The organism is Arenimonas sp. (assembly GCF_035721105.1).
GTDB lineage: Bacteria > Pseudomonadota > Gammaproteobacteria > Xanthomonadales > Xanthomonadaceae > Arenimonas.
In genome coordinates, this window is record NZ_DASTNG010000039.1 from 68,414 (window position 1) to 82,531 (window position 14,118).

Consider the following 14,118-nt stretch of genomic DNA (forward strand, 5'->3'; position numbering starts at 1 on the left):
TGTCTTGGAAAGTCCGCATTATCCGCCCGCGGGGCCGACAAGACGTGAACCGGCGCCTGGTCCTGAGCGTTCTTGGCGTATGCCTTGCCATCGGCTTCGTGCAGTTGGGCCGCTGGCAGCTGTCCCGCGAGGCCGGCAAGCGCGAGCAGCTGGCCGCCGCCGACGCCGCGCTGGCGGCGCCGCCGCAGGACCTGGCGGCGCGACTGGCCGGTCCGGCCACGGCCATCGACAAGGTCGCCGGCACCGCCCGCTTCACGGCAACGCCGCGCCTGTGGCTCGATAATCAGCGCCGTGGCCAACAGGTGGGCATGCGGCTTTACTGCGCGGCCCTGCCGGTGGGCGCCGACACCCCGCTGCTGGTCGACCTGGGCTGGTTGCCGGTGGCGCCGGACCGTCGGCTGCCGGCGGTGGACTGCCCAATAGGCGAACACGCACTGGCGGGCCTGCTGGTGGCGCCGCCCTCGGTCGGGCTGCGGCTGGGCCCGGGCCTGGTCGAGCAGGACGGCGCCTGGCTGGCGACCCGGCTCGATCCGGCCGAGGTCAGCGCCGCCTGGTCGTCCGCGCCGGCACTGGCGGACCGGGTGCTGCGGCTGGATCCTGCGGTACCGCTTGGCCACGAACGCGACCTGGTGCTGCTGGGCAACACCCTGCCGCCCGAGAAACACCGCGGCTACGCCCTCCAGTGGTTCGGGCTGGCCGCGGCCACCCTCGTCATCCTGATCCTCCTCAACCTGCGCCGACGCCCATGACCGTTTCCCACCAAACCCGATCGCGGATCTCGCTGCTGCTGGTCGCCGCCATGTTCCTGGGCAGCTTCGGCGTCGCCGCCGCGCTGTTCTTCAGCGGCTGGAAGCCTGGCGTGACCCGCAACATCGGCGAGATGCTGTCGCCGTACCCGGACCTGCGCGACCTGTCCCTGGTCCGCGCCGACGGCCAGGCCTGGGATTGGCAGCCGGCCGAGCGCCACTGGCACATCGTGGTGGCGCCGCCCGCCGACTGCGGCGAGCCCTGCGCGCAGATGATCAATGCCCTGCACCGGGTCTGGTACTCGGAGGGCCGTCACGCCGACAAGCTCAAGGTGCTGTGGTTCGGCGACCTGCCCGCCGATGAGCCGGAGTTCAGCGGGCTGGTGGCCATGCAGCCCAGCGCCGACCTGCAGGCGCGCCTTCCCGACCAGGCCCGCGCCGACGCGCTGCCGGTCTACCTGGCCGACCCCAATGGCTATCTCGTCCTTCGCTACGCCCCGGGCTTCAACCCGTCGGGCCTGCGCAAGGATCTCGGACGTGTGTTGAAGTAGGACCCCCATGAACAGCCCCCATCGCCACTACCATCGCCTCGCCTGGGCCGCCGTGCTGCTGGCCCTGTGCGTCATCGTGTTCGGCGGCTTCGTCCGCCTGTCCAACGCCGGCCTGAGCTGCCCCGACTGGCCGACCTGCTACGGCAAGGCCACCTGGCCGACGCAGGACCACGAGATCGCCAGCGCCAACGAAAGCTTCGAGCGCATGGTCGAGGTCAGCAAGGCCTGGCGCGAGCAGTTCCATCGCCATATCGCTGCCTTGCTGGGCATCCTGGTCTTCGCGCTGGCCCTGCTGGCGGCCCGCCGGCACCGGCTGGGCATCGCCAGCGTGCTGGCGGCCGCGTCCCTGGTGGCCTTGTCGATCCCGATCTACACCGGCATCGAGGGCCAGTTCGCCTCGAACCACGTGCTGTCGGTGGCGCTGTTCATCGTCGCCGAGCTGATCCTGCTGGCGCACGCGCTGCGCGGCTCGAACACCGACGCCGCGCGCTTCTCCAGCCTGCTGCTGGGCGTCATCATTTTCCAGGCCGTGCTGGGCATGTGGACCGTGATCTGGCTGGTGAAGCCGGTGATCGTGATGGCGCACCTGCTCGGTGGCCTGCTGACGATGTCGATGCTGACCTGGCTGGCCTTCAAGACCACGCCCGGCAGCGCGCTGGTGCTGGCGGAAGCGCCGCGCCTGCGCCGCCTGCTGTGGATCGGCCTGGGCCTGCTGGTCGTGCAGATCGCGCTCGGTGGCTGGACCAGCGCCAACTACGCGGCGCTCGCCTGCGGCACCGATTTCCCGACCTGCCTGGGCCAGTGGTGGCCGCAGCAGGACTACGCCGAGGCCTTCGTGCTCTGGCGCGGCATCGGCGTGGACTATGAAGGCGGCGTGCTGGACGGCGCCGCGCGCGTGGCCATCCAGATGAGCCATCGCATGATGGCGCTGCTGGTCGTCGGCCACCTGCTGGTGGTCGGCCTCCGGATGGTGCGCACGCCGGGCCTGGTGTTCTGGGGCGCGGTGCTGCTGGTGCTGCTGTCGGCGCAGGTCGCGCTGGGCATCAGCAACGTGATGCTGGGCCTGCCGCTGTGGGTCGCCACCGCGCACAACGCCGGCGCCGCCCTGCTGCTGTTCACCGTGGTGGGCCTGCTGGCCAGGCTGCGGGCGCCGGAGTGAGCACGCCTTTCGCCGCCTACTGGGAGCTGACCAAGCCGCGCGTGGTGGCCCTGATCGTGTTCACCGCGATCATCGGCATGTTCCTGGCGATCGAGCCGGGCGAGGCCTGGCCCTGGGCGCGGATCGTGCTCGGCGCGATCGGCATCTGGCTGGCGGCGGCCTCGGCGGCGGCCATCAACCACCTGCTCGACCAGCGCATCGACGTGCTGATGGCGCGCACCCAGCATCGCCCGCTCGCCACGGGCTCGCTGCGGCCGATGCAGGTGCTGGCCTTTGCCATCGTGCTGGGCGCGCTGTCGATGGGCCTGCTGGCCTGGTGGGTGAATGCCTTCACGGCGGTCCTGACCTTCGCCTCGCTGATTGGTTACGCCATCGTCTACACCGGCTGGCTCAAGCGCGCCACGCCGCAGAACATCGTCATCGGTGGCCTCGCCGGGGCGGCGCCGCCGCTGCTGGGCTGGGCGGCCGTCAAGGGCTGGCCCGCGGGCACGACCTTCCTGGGCCTGGCCGGCGCGCCGCTGCACTACGACCACGCGCTGCTGCTGGTCCTGATCATCTACGTCTGGACCCCGCCGCATTTCTGGGCGCTGGCGATCTTCCGCCGCGACGACTACGCCAAGGCCCTGATCCCGATGCTGCCGGTGGTGTACGGCGTCACCTACACGCGCTGGCAGATCCTGTTCTACACGGTGCTGCTGCTGGTGGTGACGGTGCTGCCCTGGGCCACGAAGATGGCCGGCGTGTTCTACCTGGGCGGTGCGCTGGTGCTGGGCGGCGTGTTCCTGTTCTACGCCATCCGCCTGCTCAACCCGCCGGGCGAGCTCTACGCGATGAAGGTCTTCAACTACTCCATCGTCTACCTGATGGCCCTCTTCGCCTTCCTCCTCGCCGACCACTGGCTCCTGCCCCCGGCCCTCGCCACCCCCGCCCTCGAGTTCGTGCCCGCGGCGGGGTGAGGGTGCTGGAAGCCTTGGACACGGATCAAATCTGATGAACACGGATAAGAGCCGATAAAGCCAAGAAGAACATGGAAAAAAAAGGGGTCAGAGTGCATATCCGTTTAAAACAGATATGCACTCTGACCCCTTTTTAATCGGATTGTCGCGGGATGGGCGGACTGACCAAAGCCAAATTCCAGCTTCGCTCTATCCGCTCTTATCCGTGTTCATCAGATCTTATCCGCGTTAAGACGCTCTTTCTCCCACCAAGCCCAAGGCGCGCGCCCTCCGACGCGCGCCCCAAGACTCAATCGGCATTGATGAGGTGCTGCTGCCAGAAGAGGACAGTAGCGGCACCAAAGTAGTCGGCGTTCGACTTCTTGCGGAAGCCATGGCCCTCGTCCTTGTAGAGCAGGTACCAGACATCGCCGCCGTTGCCGCGGACGGCCTTCACGATCTGCTCGGCTTCGGTCCACGGCACCCGCGGGTCGTTCAGGCCCTGGGCCACGAACAGCGGACGGGTGATCTTGTGGGCGTTGTTGAGCGGCGCGATGCGGTCGTGGAAGGCCTTCATCTCCGGGATCCGCTCGTCGCCGTACTCGGCCCGGCGCAGGTCCCGGCGATAGCTCTCGGTGTTCGTGAGGAAGGTGCCGAAGTCGGAGATGCCGACCACGTCGACGCCGGCGCGGATGCGCTCGTTGTAGTGGGTCATGCTGGCCAGGACCATGTAGCCGCCGTAGCTGCCGCCGGAAACGCCGACGCGATTGGCGTCGAGCTCGGGCTGTTGGGCGATCCAGTCGAGCAGGGCGCCGATGTCCTTGACCGAGTCCTCGCGCAGCATGCCGTTGTCGAGCTGCAGGTAGTCCTTGCCGTAGCCGGCCGAGCCGCGCACGTTCGGCACCAGCACCGCCACCTTCAGCTCCTGGAGCATGAACTGGATGGTCGGGTTGAAGCTCGGCACCGACTGCGACTCCGGGCCGCCGTGGATGTTGATCACCACCGGGAACGGACCGTCGCCGGCCGGGCGGTAGTAGAAGGCGGGGATGGTGCGCGGCTGGCCGTCGACCGTGTCGAAGGTTTCGTAGCGCACCAGGGTCGGGGCGCGGAAGCGCGCCACGTCCAGGCCGCCGACTTCGCTGGCCGTCCACTGCACCAGGCGCTGGTCGGCCAGTTCGATCACGTGCACGTCGCTGGGCGAGGTGGCCGTGTTGAGCGTCACCGCCAGGCGCTGGCCGTCGGGCGAGAACCCGAAGCTGCCGATCACGCCGACCGGCAGCGCCGGGAGCGCCACGGGCGCGTGGCCGGGCAGGGTGATGACGTGCAGCTTGCCGATGCCGTCCTCGTTGGTGGAGAAGGCCAGGTGCTGGCCGTCCGGGCTGATGTCGAAGTCCTCGACGTCCCAGGGGATGTCGCCGCTGAGCAGCTCGGTGCGGCCGCTGTCGGGGTCGTGGAAGCGCAGGGTGCGGAACGGGCGCTCTTCGTCGGAGATGAAGTACACGCCCTTGCCGTCCGGCGCGTACTGGAAGCCACCGAACGCCGCGCGCCCGCCGTCGACCGGGAACATCTCGAGCTGGCCGGTGGCCAGGTCCAGTTCGCCCGGATAGGACTCGTTGATCGAGACGTAGCGCGTCACCAGCAGCTTGCCGCCGTCCGGCGAGAAGCCGGTGGCGCTCCACAGGCCGCCTTCGCTGAGCACCATGCGCGCTTCGCCGGTGGCCATGTCGCGGATCCAGAGGTCGTAGTCGGTGCCGTTGCGCGCGGTGCTGGACCAGGCCAGCTGCTTGCCGTCGTCCGACCACAGCGGGCTGGAGTTCTGGCTGCGCTTGCCGTCGGTGAGCAGGGTCACCGCGCGGGTGTCGAGGTCGAACCAGTGCAGCTGCCAGAACTCGGAGCCGCCGATGTCCTTGCCGAACACGAAGCCGTTGGCGCCGGGCGCCGGGCTGACCGCATTGATCGGCTCCGGGTAGAAGGTGAGCTGCTCGCGCGCGCCCATCGGCATGCGCACGCGGTGGGCCTGGCTGGTTTCGCCGAAGCGCGTGCTGATCACCAGGCTGCCGTCGGGCAGCCAGCCGCTGAAGCTGGCGCCGCGCGTGTTCTGGTAGCGGTTCAGGCGCTCGACCAGCTCGGCCGGCACCGCCGGCACGTTCTCGCTGACGCGGTTGCCGACTTCTTCGCGCACCACCGCCGGCGGCGTCGCGGCGAACGCCGGCGCGACCAGCGCCAGCGACAGGATCCAAGGTGAAAGACGCATCGCAAAAGCCCCCCCGGGCAGGAATGAACCCCGAGGATATCCCAGCCATCCCCCCTGTAGGAGCGCCTTCAGGCGCGAATCTCTTCGCCGAAAAGCTTCGCGCCTGAAGGCGCTCCTACAGGGGGTCAGCGGGCGGCGTGAAGGTCGCGGAGCTCGGCCTTCTCGGCCTCGGACAGACCGGACATGCCCACCTCGTTGATGCGCGCCTGCAGCTCGCCCTGGCGCTGCTGGCGGGTCTGCTTGTCCAGCTGGGCCAGCGCGTCCAGGAACTCCTGGCGCAGGGTGGCCAGCTCGCCGGGGAAGGACTGCATGGCCAGTTTCTGCAGCGCGGCGCCTTCTTCACGCTCGCTGAAATGTTCGAGCACGGCGCCGGTGGTGATGCCCGGCCGTGCCCGCGCCAGGTCAATCAGCTCCATCAGCAGCGGGATGCCGGGCTGGCGCAGCACGCCGAAGCGCCAGGGCGGCTCGATCGCCTCGGCCAGCGCGGGCTGCTGCACCAGCAGCGCGATGGCGGCGCGCACCAGGCTGATCTTGGGCGCCGGCGCACCGCCGCGGCCGCGCATCGACGGCGTCGCCTGCGGCGTGGGCGCCGCGGCCGCGCGCTGGCCGACGCCGGTGAGCTCGGTCAGGCGCTGCTGCATCAGGTCGCGGAAGGCGCCGTCCGGGATGCCGGCCAGCAGCGGCTTGGCGCGCTCGGCCAGGCGCGCCTTGCCCTCCATGCCGGCCAGGTTCACGTCCTTGGACAGCTCGGCGTAGAAGAAGCTCGACAGCGGCGTGGCCTGGGCCAGCCGCGCCTCGAAGCCGCTGGCGCCTTCCTTGCGCACGATCGAATCCGGGTCCTCGCCGTCGGGCAGGAACAGGAAGAAGGCCTGGCGCCCGTCGCGCATGCGCGGCAGCACCGACTCCAGCGCCTTCCACGCGGCGCCGCGCCCGGCGCGGTCGCCGTCGAAGCAGAAGTAGACGTCGGCGGCGTTGCGGAACAGCAGCTCGGCGTGGTCGGGCGTGGTCGCGGTGCCCAGGGTGGCGACGGCGGTGTTCACGCCGTACTGGAACAGCGCCACCACGTCCATGTAGCCCTCGACCACCACCAGCTGCGGGATCTTCGAATGCGCCTGCCGCACCTGCCACAGGCCGTAGAGTTCGCGGCCCTTGTGGAAGAGCGCGGTCTCGGGCGAGTTGAGGTATTTCGGGCCGTCTTCCTTGTCCAGCACGCGGCCGCCGAAGGCGATGACGCGGCCACGGCGGTCGTGGATGGGGAACATCACGCGGTCGCGGAACTTGTCGTAGACCCGGCCGCTGTCGCTGCGCGAGAGCATGCCGGTCTTGTCGAGCAGGGCCAGCCGGCGCTCGTCGGTGCCCAAGGCATCCTTGAGGCCATTGAAGCCGTCGGGCGCGTAGCCGATGCCGAAGCGGGCCTGGTTCTCGGCGTCGACGCCGCGCCTGGCCAGGTAGTCGCGCGCCTTGGCGCTGCCGGCCAGCTGCTGCACGAAGAACTTCGCCGCCGCCTCCAGCGCCAGGTACAGGTCGCGCGACTCGCCGGCCTGGTGCGCCTGGCGGGTGTCGCGCGGCACCTCGATGCCGGCGCGCTTGGCCAGTTCCTCCACCGCGTCGAGGAACTCGAGGCGGTCGTAGTTCATCAGGAAGCTGATCGCGGTGCCGTGCGCGCCGCAGCCGAAGCAGTGGTAGAACTGCTTGGTCGGCGACACCGTGAACGAGGGCGAGCGCTCGTCGTGGAAGGGGCAGCGCGCCGAATATTCGCGGCCCTGGCGCTTGAGCGGCACCCGCGAGCCCACGACCTCGACGATGTCGGTGCGGGCCAGCAGGTCGTCGATGAATGCGTCGGGCAGGCGGGCCATGGCGGGGCTCAGGCCTTGCGCGCGAGGCAGGCGTAGATGAAGCCGGTGTCGCGGTGGCGCCACTGCAGCCACGCGATCCGCAGGCGCTCGACCAGGCCGGGCTGCTCGCTGTGGTTGTAGATCTCCCAGCCGCGCCGCTGCAGCACCGGCGCGAAGCCGGCGCGGGCGATGGCGACCTGCAGGCGGGCCAGCGGCAGCGGCGCCTCGTCCGGATCTTCCTCGGCGGTGGCGTGGCTGCGGCGGGCGGCCAGCGAAGCCTGGTTCCAGCGCGTGATCGCCGCCGGTTCGGCCATGCCGTCCTCGATCGCCGGCTCGGCCAGCAGCACCCAGCCGCCGGGGCGCAGGCTGCGGTGGATCGCGGCCAGCACGCGCTCCAGGTCGGCTTCGTCCAGGTGGTGCAGCACGCCGACCGCGGTGACCAGGTCGGCGTGGTCGGGGCGGGCGGCCAGGTAGGTCGCCAGGTCGCCGTGCTCGAAGCGGACGTGCGCCAGCCCGTGCGCGGCCGCCATGCGCTGCGCCGAGGCGAGCATGCCGGCGCTGTGGTCGACCCCGGTGACGCGCGCGGCCAGCGGCGCCGCGCGGCGGATCATGTGGCCGGTGCCGCAGCCCAGGTCCAGCATCTGTTCGAAGGGGGCGTGCGCCGCCAGCCGCCGCAGCAGCGGCGCGAACAGGCGCGCCGTCGCCGCCTCGCGCGGGGCCAGCACGACGGCGTCGTACTCGTCCGCGATGGCGTCGTGGAAGCGGATGTCCTTGCTGAAATCCATGCGCCCAGAATACCCGCCGACCGCCCCCGTAGGAGGGCCTTCAGGCCCGAAGCTCTTCGCGAATGGCTTCGGGCCTGAAGGCCCTCCTACGGGGGCGGCGGGCGGGCCTCAGCCCGCGAGGGCTTTCTTGACCAGCTGCGACACCAGGCCCATGTCGGCCTGGCCGGCCAGCTTGGGCTTGAGCACGCCCATCAGCTTGCCGATATCGGCCGGGCCGGCGGCGCCGGTCTCGGCCTTGGCGGCGTCGATGGCGGCCTGGATCGCGGCCTCGTCCATCTTCGCGGGCAGGTAGGCCTCGAGCACGCCCAGCTCGTAGCGCTCGATCGCGGACAGGTCCTCGCGGCCGGCGGCGTCGTACTGGCTGATCGAGTCCTTGCGCTGCTTGACCATCTTTTCCAGCACGGCCAGCACCAGCGCGTCGGTCATCTCGACCCGCTCGTCGACTTCCTTCTGCTTGATGGCGGCGTTGATCAGGCGGATGACGCCCAGGCGATCCTTCTCGCCCGACTTCATCGCGGCCTTCATGTCTTCAACCAGCTGGGCTTTCATGCTCATGGTTTTCTCCGGGGATCAGAAACACAAAAAGCCGGCAACGCTTGCGCGCGCCGGCTTCTTGGAGGGCACAGCGGCTCAGTACAGGCGCTGGCGCTTGGTGACGTCGCGCGAGCTGCGACGCAGCTGGCGCTTCACCGCGGCGGCGGCCTTGCGCTTGCGCTCCTGGGTCGGCTTCTCGTAGAACTCGCGCTTGCGGGTCTCGGCGAGGACGCCGGCCTTCTCGCAGGTGCGCTTGAAGCGACGCAGCGCAAACTCAAACGGCTCGTTTTCGCGGACTTTGACAGACGGCATGTGGAATTCCTGGATACGTGGATTTCGCCCGGCACGGCCGGCGAGCCGCGTATGATACGCGGGCCCCGGGGCTGCAGGCAAGCCTGAATCCCGAGGAATCCTTGAATCCCGCGGTTTACCCCCAAGAAACAGGCACATGCGCGTCCTCGGCATCGAAACCAGCTGCGATGAAACCGGCGTGGCGGTGTACGACACTGACCGCGGCCTGCTCGCGCACGCCCTCTACAGCCAGATCGCCCTGCACGCCGAATACGGCGGGGTGGTGCCCGAACTGGCCAGCCGCGACCACGTCCGCAAGCTGCTGCCCCTGGTCCGCCAGACCCTGGCCGAGGCCGGTCTGGGCACCGCCGACCTGGACGGGGTGGCCTACACGGCCGGCCCGGGCCTGGTGGGCGCCCTGATGGTGGGCGCCGCGGCCGGTCGGGCCCTGGCCTGGGCCCTGGACCTGCCGGCCGTGGGCGTGCACCACATGGAAGGCCACCTGCTGGCCCCGCTGCTGGAAGACCCCACCCTGAAGCCGCCTTTCGTGGCCCTGCTGGTCTCGGGCGGCCACACCCAGCTGGTGGAAGTGGCCGCGATCGGCCAGTACCGCCTGCTGGGCGAAACCCTGGACGACGCTGCCGGCGAGGCCTTCGACAAGACCGCCAAGCTCATGGGCCTGCCGTACCCGGGCGGCCCGGAGCTGGCCCGCCTGGCCGAATCCGGCCGGCCCGGCCGGTTCACCTTTTCCCGGCCGATGACCGACCGGCCCGGCCTGGACTTCAGCTTCTCCGGCCTCAAGACCCAGGTGCTGCTGGCCTGGCAGGCCTCGGACCGCAAGCCGGAAACCCGCGCCGACATCGCCCGCGGCTTCGAGGACGCGGTGGTCGAGACCCTGGCCATCAAGTGCAAGCGCGCGCTGGACCAGACCGGCATCCGCACCCTGGTGGTGGCCGGCGGCGTGGGCGCGAACCTCCGCCTGCGCGAACGCCTCCATGCCCTGGTAGGAGCGCCTTCAGGCGCGAATCTTTTGCCTTTGCCTTCGGCAAAGAAGGGATTCGCGCCTGAAGGCGCTCCTACCGGGGAGGGGCGGGTCTGTTTCCCGCGGCCGGCGTTCTGCACCGACAACGGCGCCATGATCGCCTTCGCCGGTGCCCTGCGCCTGCAGGCCGGCCAGCGCGAGACCCCGGCCGTCACCGTGACGCCACGCTGGGACATGGCAAGCTTGCCACCCCTGTAACCCGCACCCTGTAGGAGGGCCTTCAGGCCCGAAGCGCTTCGCCAAAAGCTTCGGGCCTGAAGGCCCTCCTACAGGAACGCGCCGGATTGGAAGGATCTAGGAATGGACAAGGTTTTCATCGAAGCGCTCGAGATCGAGTGCGTGATCGGCATCTACGACTGGGAGCGCAAGATCCGCCAGCCGGTGGTGCTCGACATCGAGATGGCGTTCGACAACACCGTGCCGGCCGCCACCGACAACATCGAGCACACGCTCGACTACAAGGCCGTCAGCAAGCGCCTGATCCAGTACGTGTCCGAGTCCGATTTCGGCCTGGTGGAGACGCTGGCCGAGCGCTGCGCCGCGATCATCACCGGCGAGTTCGGCGTGCAGCACGTGCGCCTGAAGCTGAGCAAGCCCGGCGCCGTGCGCGGCTCGAAGGCGGTGGGCGTCATCATCGAGCGCACGCGCGCCTGATGGGCACGGCCTGGCTGAGCCTGGGCAGCAACCAGGACGCCGAGGCGAACCTGCTGGCCGCGGCCGACGCGCTGCGCGAACGCTTTGGCGCGGTGCGCTTCTCGCCGGTCTACCGCACGCCGGCGGTCGGCTTCGAAGGCCCGGATTTCCTCAACGCCGCCGCGGTGATCGACAGCGACCTCGACCCGTACGCGCTCAACGACTGGCTGCACGCGCTGGAAGACCGCCAGGGCCGTCGCCGCGACGTGCCGCGCTTCTCCAGCCGCACGCTCGACATCGACATCGTGTTCTACGACGACCTGGTGCTGAAGGGCCCCGGCAACCTCGAGCTGCCGCGCCCGGAGCTGAAACACGCCTTCGTGCTCAAGCCGCTGGCCGACCTGTCGCCGGACTACCGCGTGCCCGGCGGCGACGCCACGCTGGCGGCGCTGTGGGCCGTGCACCCGGAGGCCGCGTCGCCGCCGGCCGTGGACGCGCTCGCCCTGGGGTGACTTCCGGCCTTGCGTGAAGGCGCCGCCAGTCCATAATCACCGCCATCCCAGCCCACAAATGAACCAGGTTCATTTGTTGGCGTCCCCACCGGAGGCCACCGCCATGTTCGACCGCATCTCCCGCAGCTGGACCCTGGTCAAGGCCAGCGCCGCCGTCCTGCGTTCGGACAAGGAACTGCTGCTGTTCCCGGTCATCTCCGCCTTCGCCACCCTGCTGGTCGCGGCCTCGTTCGCGGTGCCGGTGATCGGCCTGCGTCTGTTCGAAGGCGGCGAGATCGGGCCGCTGGGCGCGGTGGTGGGTTTCCTGTTCTACCTCTGCCAGTACTTCGTCATCTTCTTCTTCAACACCGCCCTGGTCGGCGCCGCGATGATCCGGCTCGAAGGCGGCGACCCCACCGTGGCCGACGGCCTGCGCATCGCCCGCTCGAAGATCGGCGTGATCCTGGGCTATGCCGCCATCGCCGCCACCGTCGGCCTGCTGCTCAAGGCCGCCAGCGAGCGCGCCGGCGTGTTCGGCCGCATCCTGATCGGCTTGCTGGGCATGGCCTGGACCGTGGGCACCTTCCTGGTGGTGCCGATCCTGGTCACCCGCGACGTCGGCCCGATCGACGCGGTCAAGGAATCGATGACCCTGCTCAAGCGCACCTGGGGCGAGAACGTCGCCGGCAACGTTGGCATCGGCCTGGCCTTCGGCATCCTGACCACCCTGGTGGTGATCGCCTCGATCGCGCTGGTCGTCGGCGCCGCGGCCCTCGGCGGCGGCAAGCTGGCCCTGGTCGCCATCATCCTCGCGGTGATCGCCATCGCCGGCGTCGCCGTTATCCAGGCCGCCCTGTCGGGCGTGTATTCGGCCGCGGTGTACCGCTACGCCGTCGACGGCCAGGCCCCGCAGGGCTTCGCCGGCGAGCAGCTGCAGGCGGCGTTCCAGCCCAAGTAAGCGCGAAGCGCGGGGTCGCGGCGTCGATTCCGGCGCCGTGACTCCCGCGATTCAGTCCAGCAGGACTGGATGGAACCTGAGCAGAATCACGTTCTCGCGAACCAGCGCGTAAAAATAGGGCGGACCAGCCTTGCAGGTAACCATTCTCAGCTGGTCACCCGGGCGCTGGCGCGCTGCCATTTCGATCCATTCCTCGCTTTGTTCCGGGTTTGGATGGTTGTCCCATTTCTTCACAAGGCCAAGAACCTCGCCCTGGCTCAAGGGAATCGAGACCTGGCAGTCCGACAGCCCCAGTCCTTGGGCGACGGAAGGCGGCTCCATCCTCGCAATATTTGGCGAGGAGTCGCATCCTGAAAATATCAGTGCGACTGCAACGAGTAGCACGACGCCGCCAGGCGACGTCAATCGGCCGGAGCGACGGGTATGGCCTGTTGCCGGTTCAAGCAGACTTGCCACTCCCCTCTCCCCCTGGCGTGATGACGCTGGACACCTTCCCAGTCCTCATCAGGTTCATAGCGTAAAACGCCAACCAAAACGCACCGATCGAGAGTGCGAAAATGAACAGATTGGCGCCGCCCACTGCGGAAGCGAGTTGAGGGTCGAATCTTAGGTAACTGTCTTCGGTGAACGTTAGCCAATTCGGGTAAGGCGGAAATGCAACAACAAGCGAGCCGCACGCGGCGGCAGCCCACTTAACGCGTGGAAATAACCTGGTCGAGATAAGTGCAATAAAAATGCACGAAATGGAAGCGATGAGATTGATCTTTGTCGATACAAATGCGCTCAAGATTCCCGGCAACAGTAAAACCAACAGCGCAAGAGTGAGGGCCAACAGCCCCATGAGCCTAACCAGTAGCGCTTCTCCATTACTCGGCATTCTTGACTGCATCTGCATTCGCTCTCTTGAATTCATCATTAATTCCGATCTGTGAGAAAGGCCCCAGCGCTTGAAGCCAGCCGTCTCCCTCCCCGTACGTGATGATCTTGCCGTCCACAGCGCCGCGAAGGACGTAGCCGGGAAATAGCGGATGGCCAGGCATTGTGACGTTAACAACCCATGTGTTGCCGTTCTCATCGTAAAACGAGTAGCTCTTGATTGGGCTTCCACCAGCGCCCTTCGCAATCGGGCCGCGCCATCCTGACGCTGGGCTTGCATCGTTAGGCGTGCCTCTCAGCGTTGCGGGGCGATCGCGGCCAGGGCTTGGGTCGCGCACAATCACCAGCTGTACGGATGCATCTGACTTTCCTTGCGTGGAATCCTCATACCGATACTCATGTGATTTTATCCACGATAAGCCGATTTCCTTCGGCCAACCGTCGGGCTTCTCGAAGGAGAAGCTGGGAAGGTCGTGACCTTTTCGCATATTTGGTACGCATGAGACGCGCATGTCTGCTGTCGTACAAGCCTGGCCGTCCGGGTCGACAAAGCGGTAAGGATTGTTGTTGGCGTATCGATATCTATGGAACTGCCCTATTGGGTTGCCAAAGGCAGCGACCGGATCCACGCTGGTGAAAACCCCCGCCGCCGGATCGTAATAGCGCTGCTGCATGTAAACCAACCCGGACGCCGGATCCTCCTGGTGCCCGGTATACCCGACGGCATCCTTGACCGCGCCATCCACCGCGCCGCCGTAGCTCAGGAACCGCTCGCGCGACAGTACCGCGCCTGTGGCGTCGGTCTCCAGTACCGGGCTGCCCAGCCCGTCGCTGTGCAGGTAGGTCACCAACGGCGGGATGCCGCTCCAGTGCTGGAAGCGCTTGGCCACCAGCGTGCCGCCCAAGTAGATGTAGTCGGTGCTGCCCACCGCCCGGTTGTCGGCTTCGCCCTGCAGGCGGCCGTCGAGGGTGTACAGGCTGACCCGCACCGTGCCGTCGGCGCGCCACTGGGCGGTGCGGCGGCCGTG

General features: G+C 68.5%; 16 protein-coding genes. 8 read left to right on the plus strand and 8 right to left on the minus strand.

From position 1 onward, the window contains the following. Window positions 1-44: 44 nt before the first annotated feature. The 4 genes from VFQ84_RS05240 to cyoE are packed head-to-tail and all read left to right on the plus strand — an operon-like array spanning window position 45 to window position 3,412. On the plus strand, window positions 45-749 hold the full coding sequence (locus VFQ84_RS05240; protein ID WP_325129932.1) for an SURF1 family protein: 705 nt from the start codon (window positions 45-47) through the stop codon (window positions 747-749). Next, entirely contained in the window at window positions 746-1,297 is a 552-nt protein-coding gene (locus VFQ84_RS05245) for a hypothetical protein (protein WP_325129934.1), read from the plus strand. Before VFQ84_RS05240 ends, VFQ84_RS05245 begins: the two co-directional genes overlap by 4 nt. Window positions 1,298-1,304: 7 nt before the next feature. Beyond that, on the plus strand, window positions 1,305-2,456 hold the full coding sequence (locus tag VFQ84_RS05250; RefSeq protein WP_325129936.1) for a COX15/CtaA family protein: 1,152 nt from the start codon (window positions 1,305-1,307) through the stop codon (window positions 2,454-2,456). Next, window positions 2,453-3,412 (plus strand): heme o synthase, encoded by a 960-nt coding sequence (gene cyoE / locus VFQ84_RS05255; RefSeq protein WP_325129938.1) that lies wholly within the window; start codon window positions 2,453-2,455, stop codon window positions 3,410-3,412. The genes VFQ84_RS05250 and cyoE overlap by 4 nt, the downstream gene beginning before the upstream one ends. A 289-nt stretch (window positions 3,413-3,701) precedes the next feature. Here cyoE and VFQ84_RS05260 read toward each other — a convergent pair whose 3' ends face one another. The 5 genes from VFQ84_RS05260 to rpsU all read right to left on the minus strand — a co-directional run bounded on the left by VFQ84_RS05260 (window position 3,702) and on the right by rpsU (window position 9,111). Further along, window positions 3,702-5,645, minus strand: coding sequence for a S9 family peptidase (locus VFQ84_RS05260; protein ID WP_325129941.1), 1,944 nt, complete (start codon window positions 5,643-5,645; stop codon window positions 3,702-3,704). Between the two features lie 125 nt (window positions 5,646-5,770). Then, window positions 5,771-7,501, minus strand: a complete 1,731-nt coding sequence (dnaG, locus tag VFQ84_RS05265; protein ID WP_325129943.1) for a DNA primase — start codon at window positions 7,499-7,501, stop codon at window positions 5,771-5,773. An 8-nt stretch (window positions 7,502-7,509) separates the two neighbouring features. Next, window positions 7,510-8,265, minus strand: coding sequence for a class I SAM-dependent methyltransferase (locus tag VFQ84_RS05270; protein WP_325129945.1), 756 nt, complete (start codon window positions 8,263-8,265; stop codon window positions 7,510-7,512). Window positions 8,266-8,373: 108 nt separating this feature from the next. Then, window positions 8,374-8,820 carry a GatB/YqeY domain-containing protein gene (locus VFQ84_RS05275; RefSeq protein WP_325129947.1) on the minus strand — a complete coding sequence of 149 codons (447 nt, stop codon included), beginning with the start codon at window positions 8,818-8,820 and terminating at the stop codon, window positions 8,374-8,376. A 75-nt stretch (window positions 8,821-8,895) separates the two neighbouring features. Continuing rightward, the gene (gene rpsU / locus VFQ84_RS05280; RefSeq protein WP_002808376.1) at window positions 8,896-9,111 is read right to left on the minus strand and encodes a 30S ribosomal protein S21; all 216 of its coding nucleotides are present in this window, start codon (window positions 9,109-9,111) and stop codon (window positions 8,896-8,898) included. 136 nt (window positions 9,112-9,247) lie between these two features. On the opposite strand from rpsU, the gene tsaD reads away from it, so the two are divergent. From tsaD to VFQ84_RS05300, 4 genes are all read left to right on the plus strand, one after another. Next, a complete protein-coding gene (gene tsaD, locus VFQ84_RS05285) occupies window positions 9,248-10,330 on the plus strand; it encodes a tRNA (adenosine(37)-N6)-threonylcarbamoyltransferase complex transferase subunit TsaD (RefSeq protein ID WP_325129950.1) in 1,083 nt (360 codons plus the stop codon). Between the two features lie 102 nt (window positions 10,331-10,432). Further along, window positions 10,433-10,786, plus strand: a complete 354-nt coding sequence (folB, locus tag VFQ84_RS05290; RefSeq protein ID WP_290890211.1) for a dihydroneopterin aldolase — start codon at window positions 10,433-10,435, stop codon at window positions 10,784-10,786. Further along, window positions 10,786-11,277 (plus strand): 2-amino-4-hydroxy-6-hydroxymethyldihydropteridine diphosphokinase, encoded by a 492-nt coding sequence (folK, locus tag VFQ84_RS05295; RefSeq protein WP_325129954.1) that lies wholly within the window; start codon window positions 10,786-10,788, stop codon window positions 11,275-11,277. Before folB ends, folK begins: the two co-directional genes overlap by 1 nt. Window positions 11,278-11,380: 103 nt before the next feature. Beyond that, window positions 11,381-12,214: a DUF6159 family protein gene (locus VFQ84_RS05300; RefSeq protein ID WP_325129956.1), complete on the plus strand. Its 834-nt coding sequence runs from the start codon at window positions 11,381-11,383 to the stop codon at window positions 12,212-12,214. A gap of 51 nt (window positions 12,215-12,265) precedes the next feature. Here the strand turns inward: VFQ84_RS05300 and VFQ84_RS05305 are convergent, their stop codons facing one another. The 3 genes from VFQ84_RS05305 to VFQ84_RS05315 form a co-directional block, all read right to left on the minus strand. Beyond that, the gene (locus VFQ84_RS05305) at window positions 12,266-12,535 is read right to left on the minus strand and encodes a hypothetical protein (protein WP_325129958.1); all 270 of its coding nucleotides are present in this window, start codon (window positions 12,533-12,535) and stop codon (window positions 12,266-12,268) included. A 118-nt stretch (window positions 12,536-12,653) separates the two neighbouring features. Next, a complete protein-coding gene (locus VFQ84_RS05310; RefSeq protein WP_325129960.1) occupies window positions 12,654-13,109 on the minus strand; it encodes a hypothetical protein in 456 nt (151 codons plus the stop codon). Then, window positions 13,081-14,118: RHS repeat-associated core domain-containing protein (locus VFQ84_RS05315; protein ID WP_325129962.1), on the minus strand; the 1,038-nt coding region annotated here is incomplete at its 5' end. The genes VFQ84_RS05310 and VFQ84_RS05315, both read right to left, overlap by 29 nt.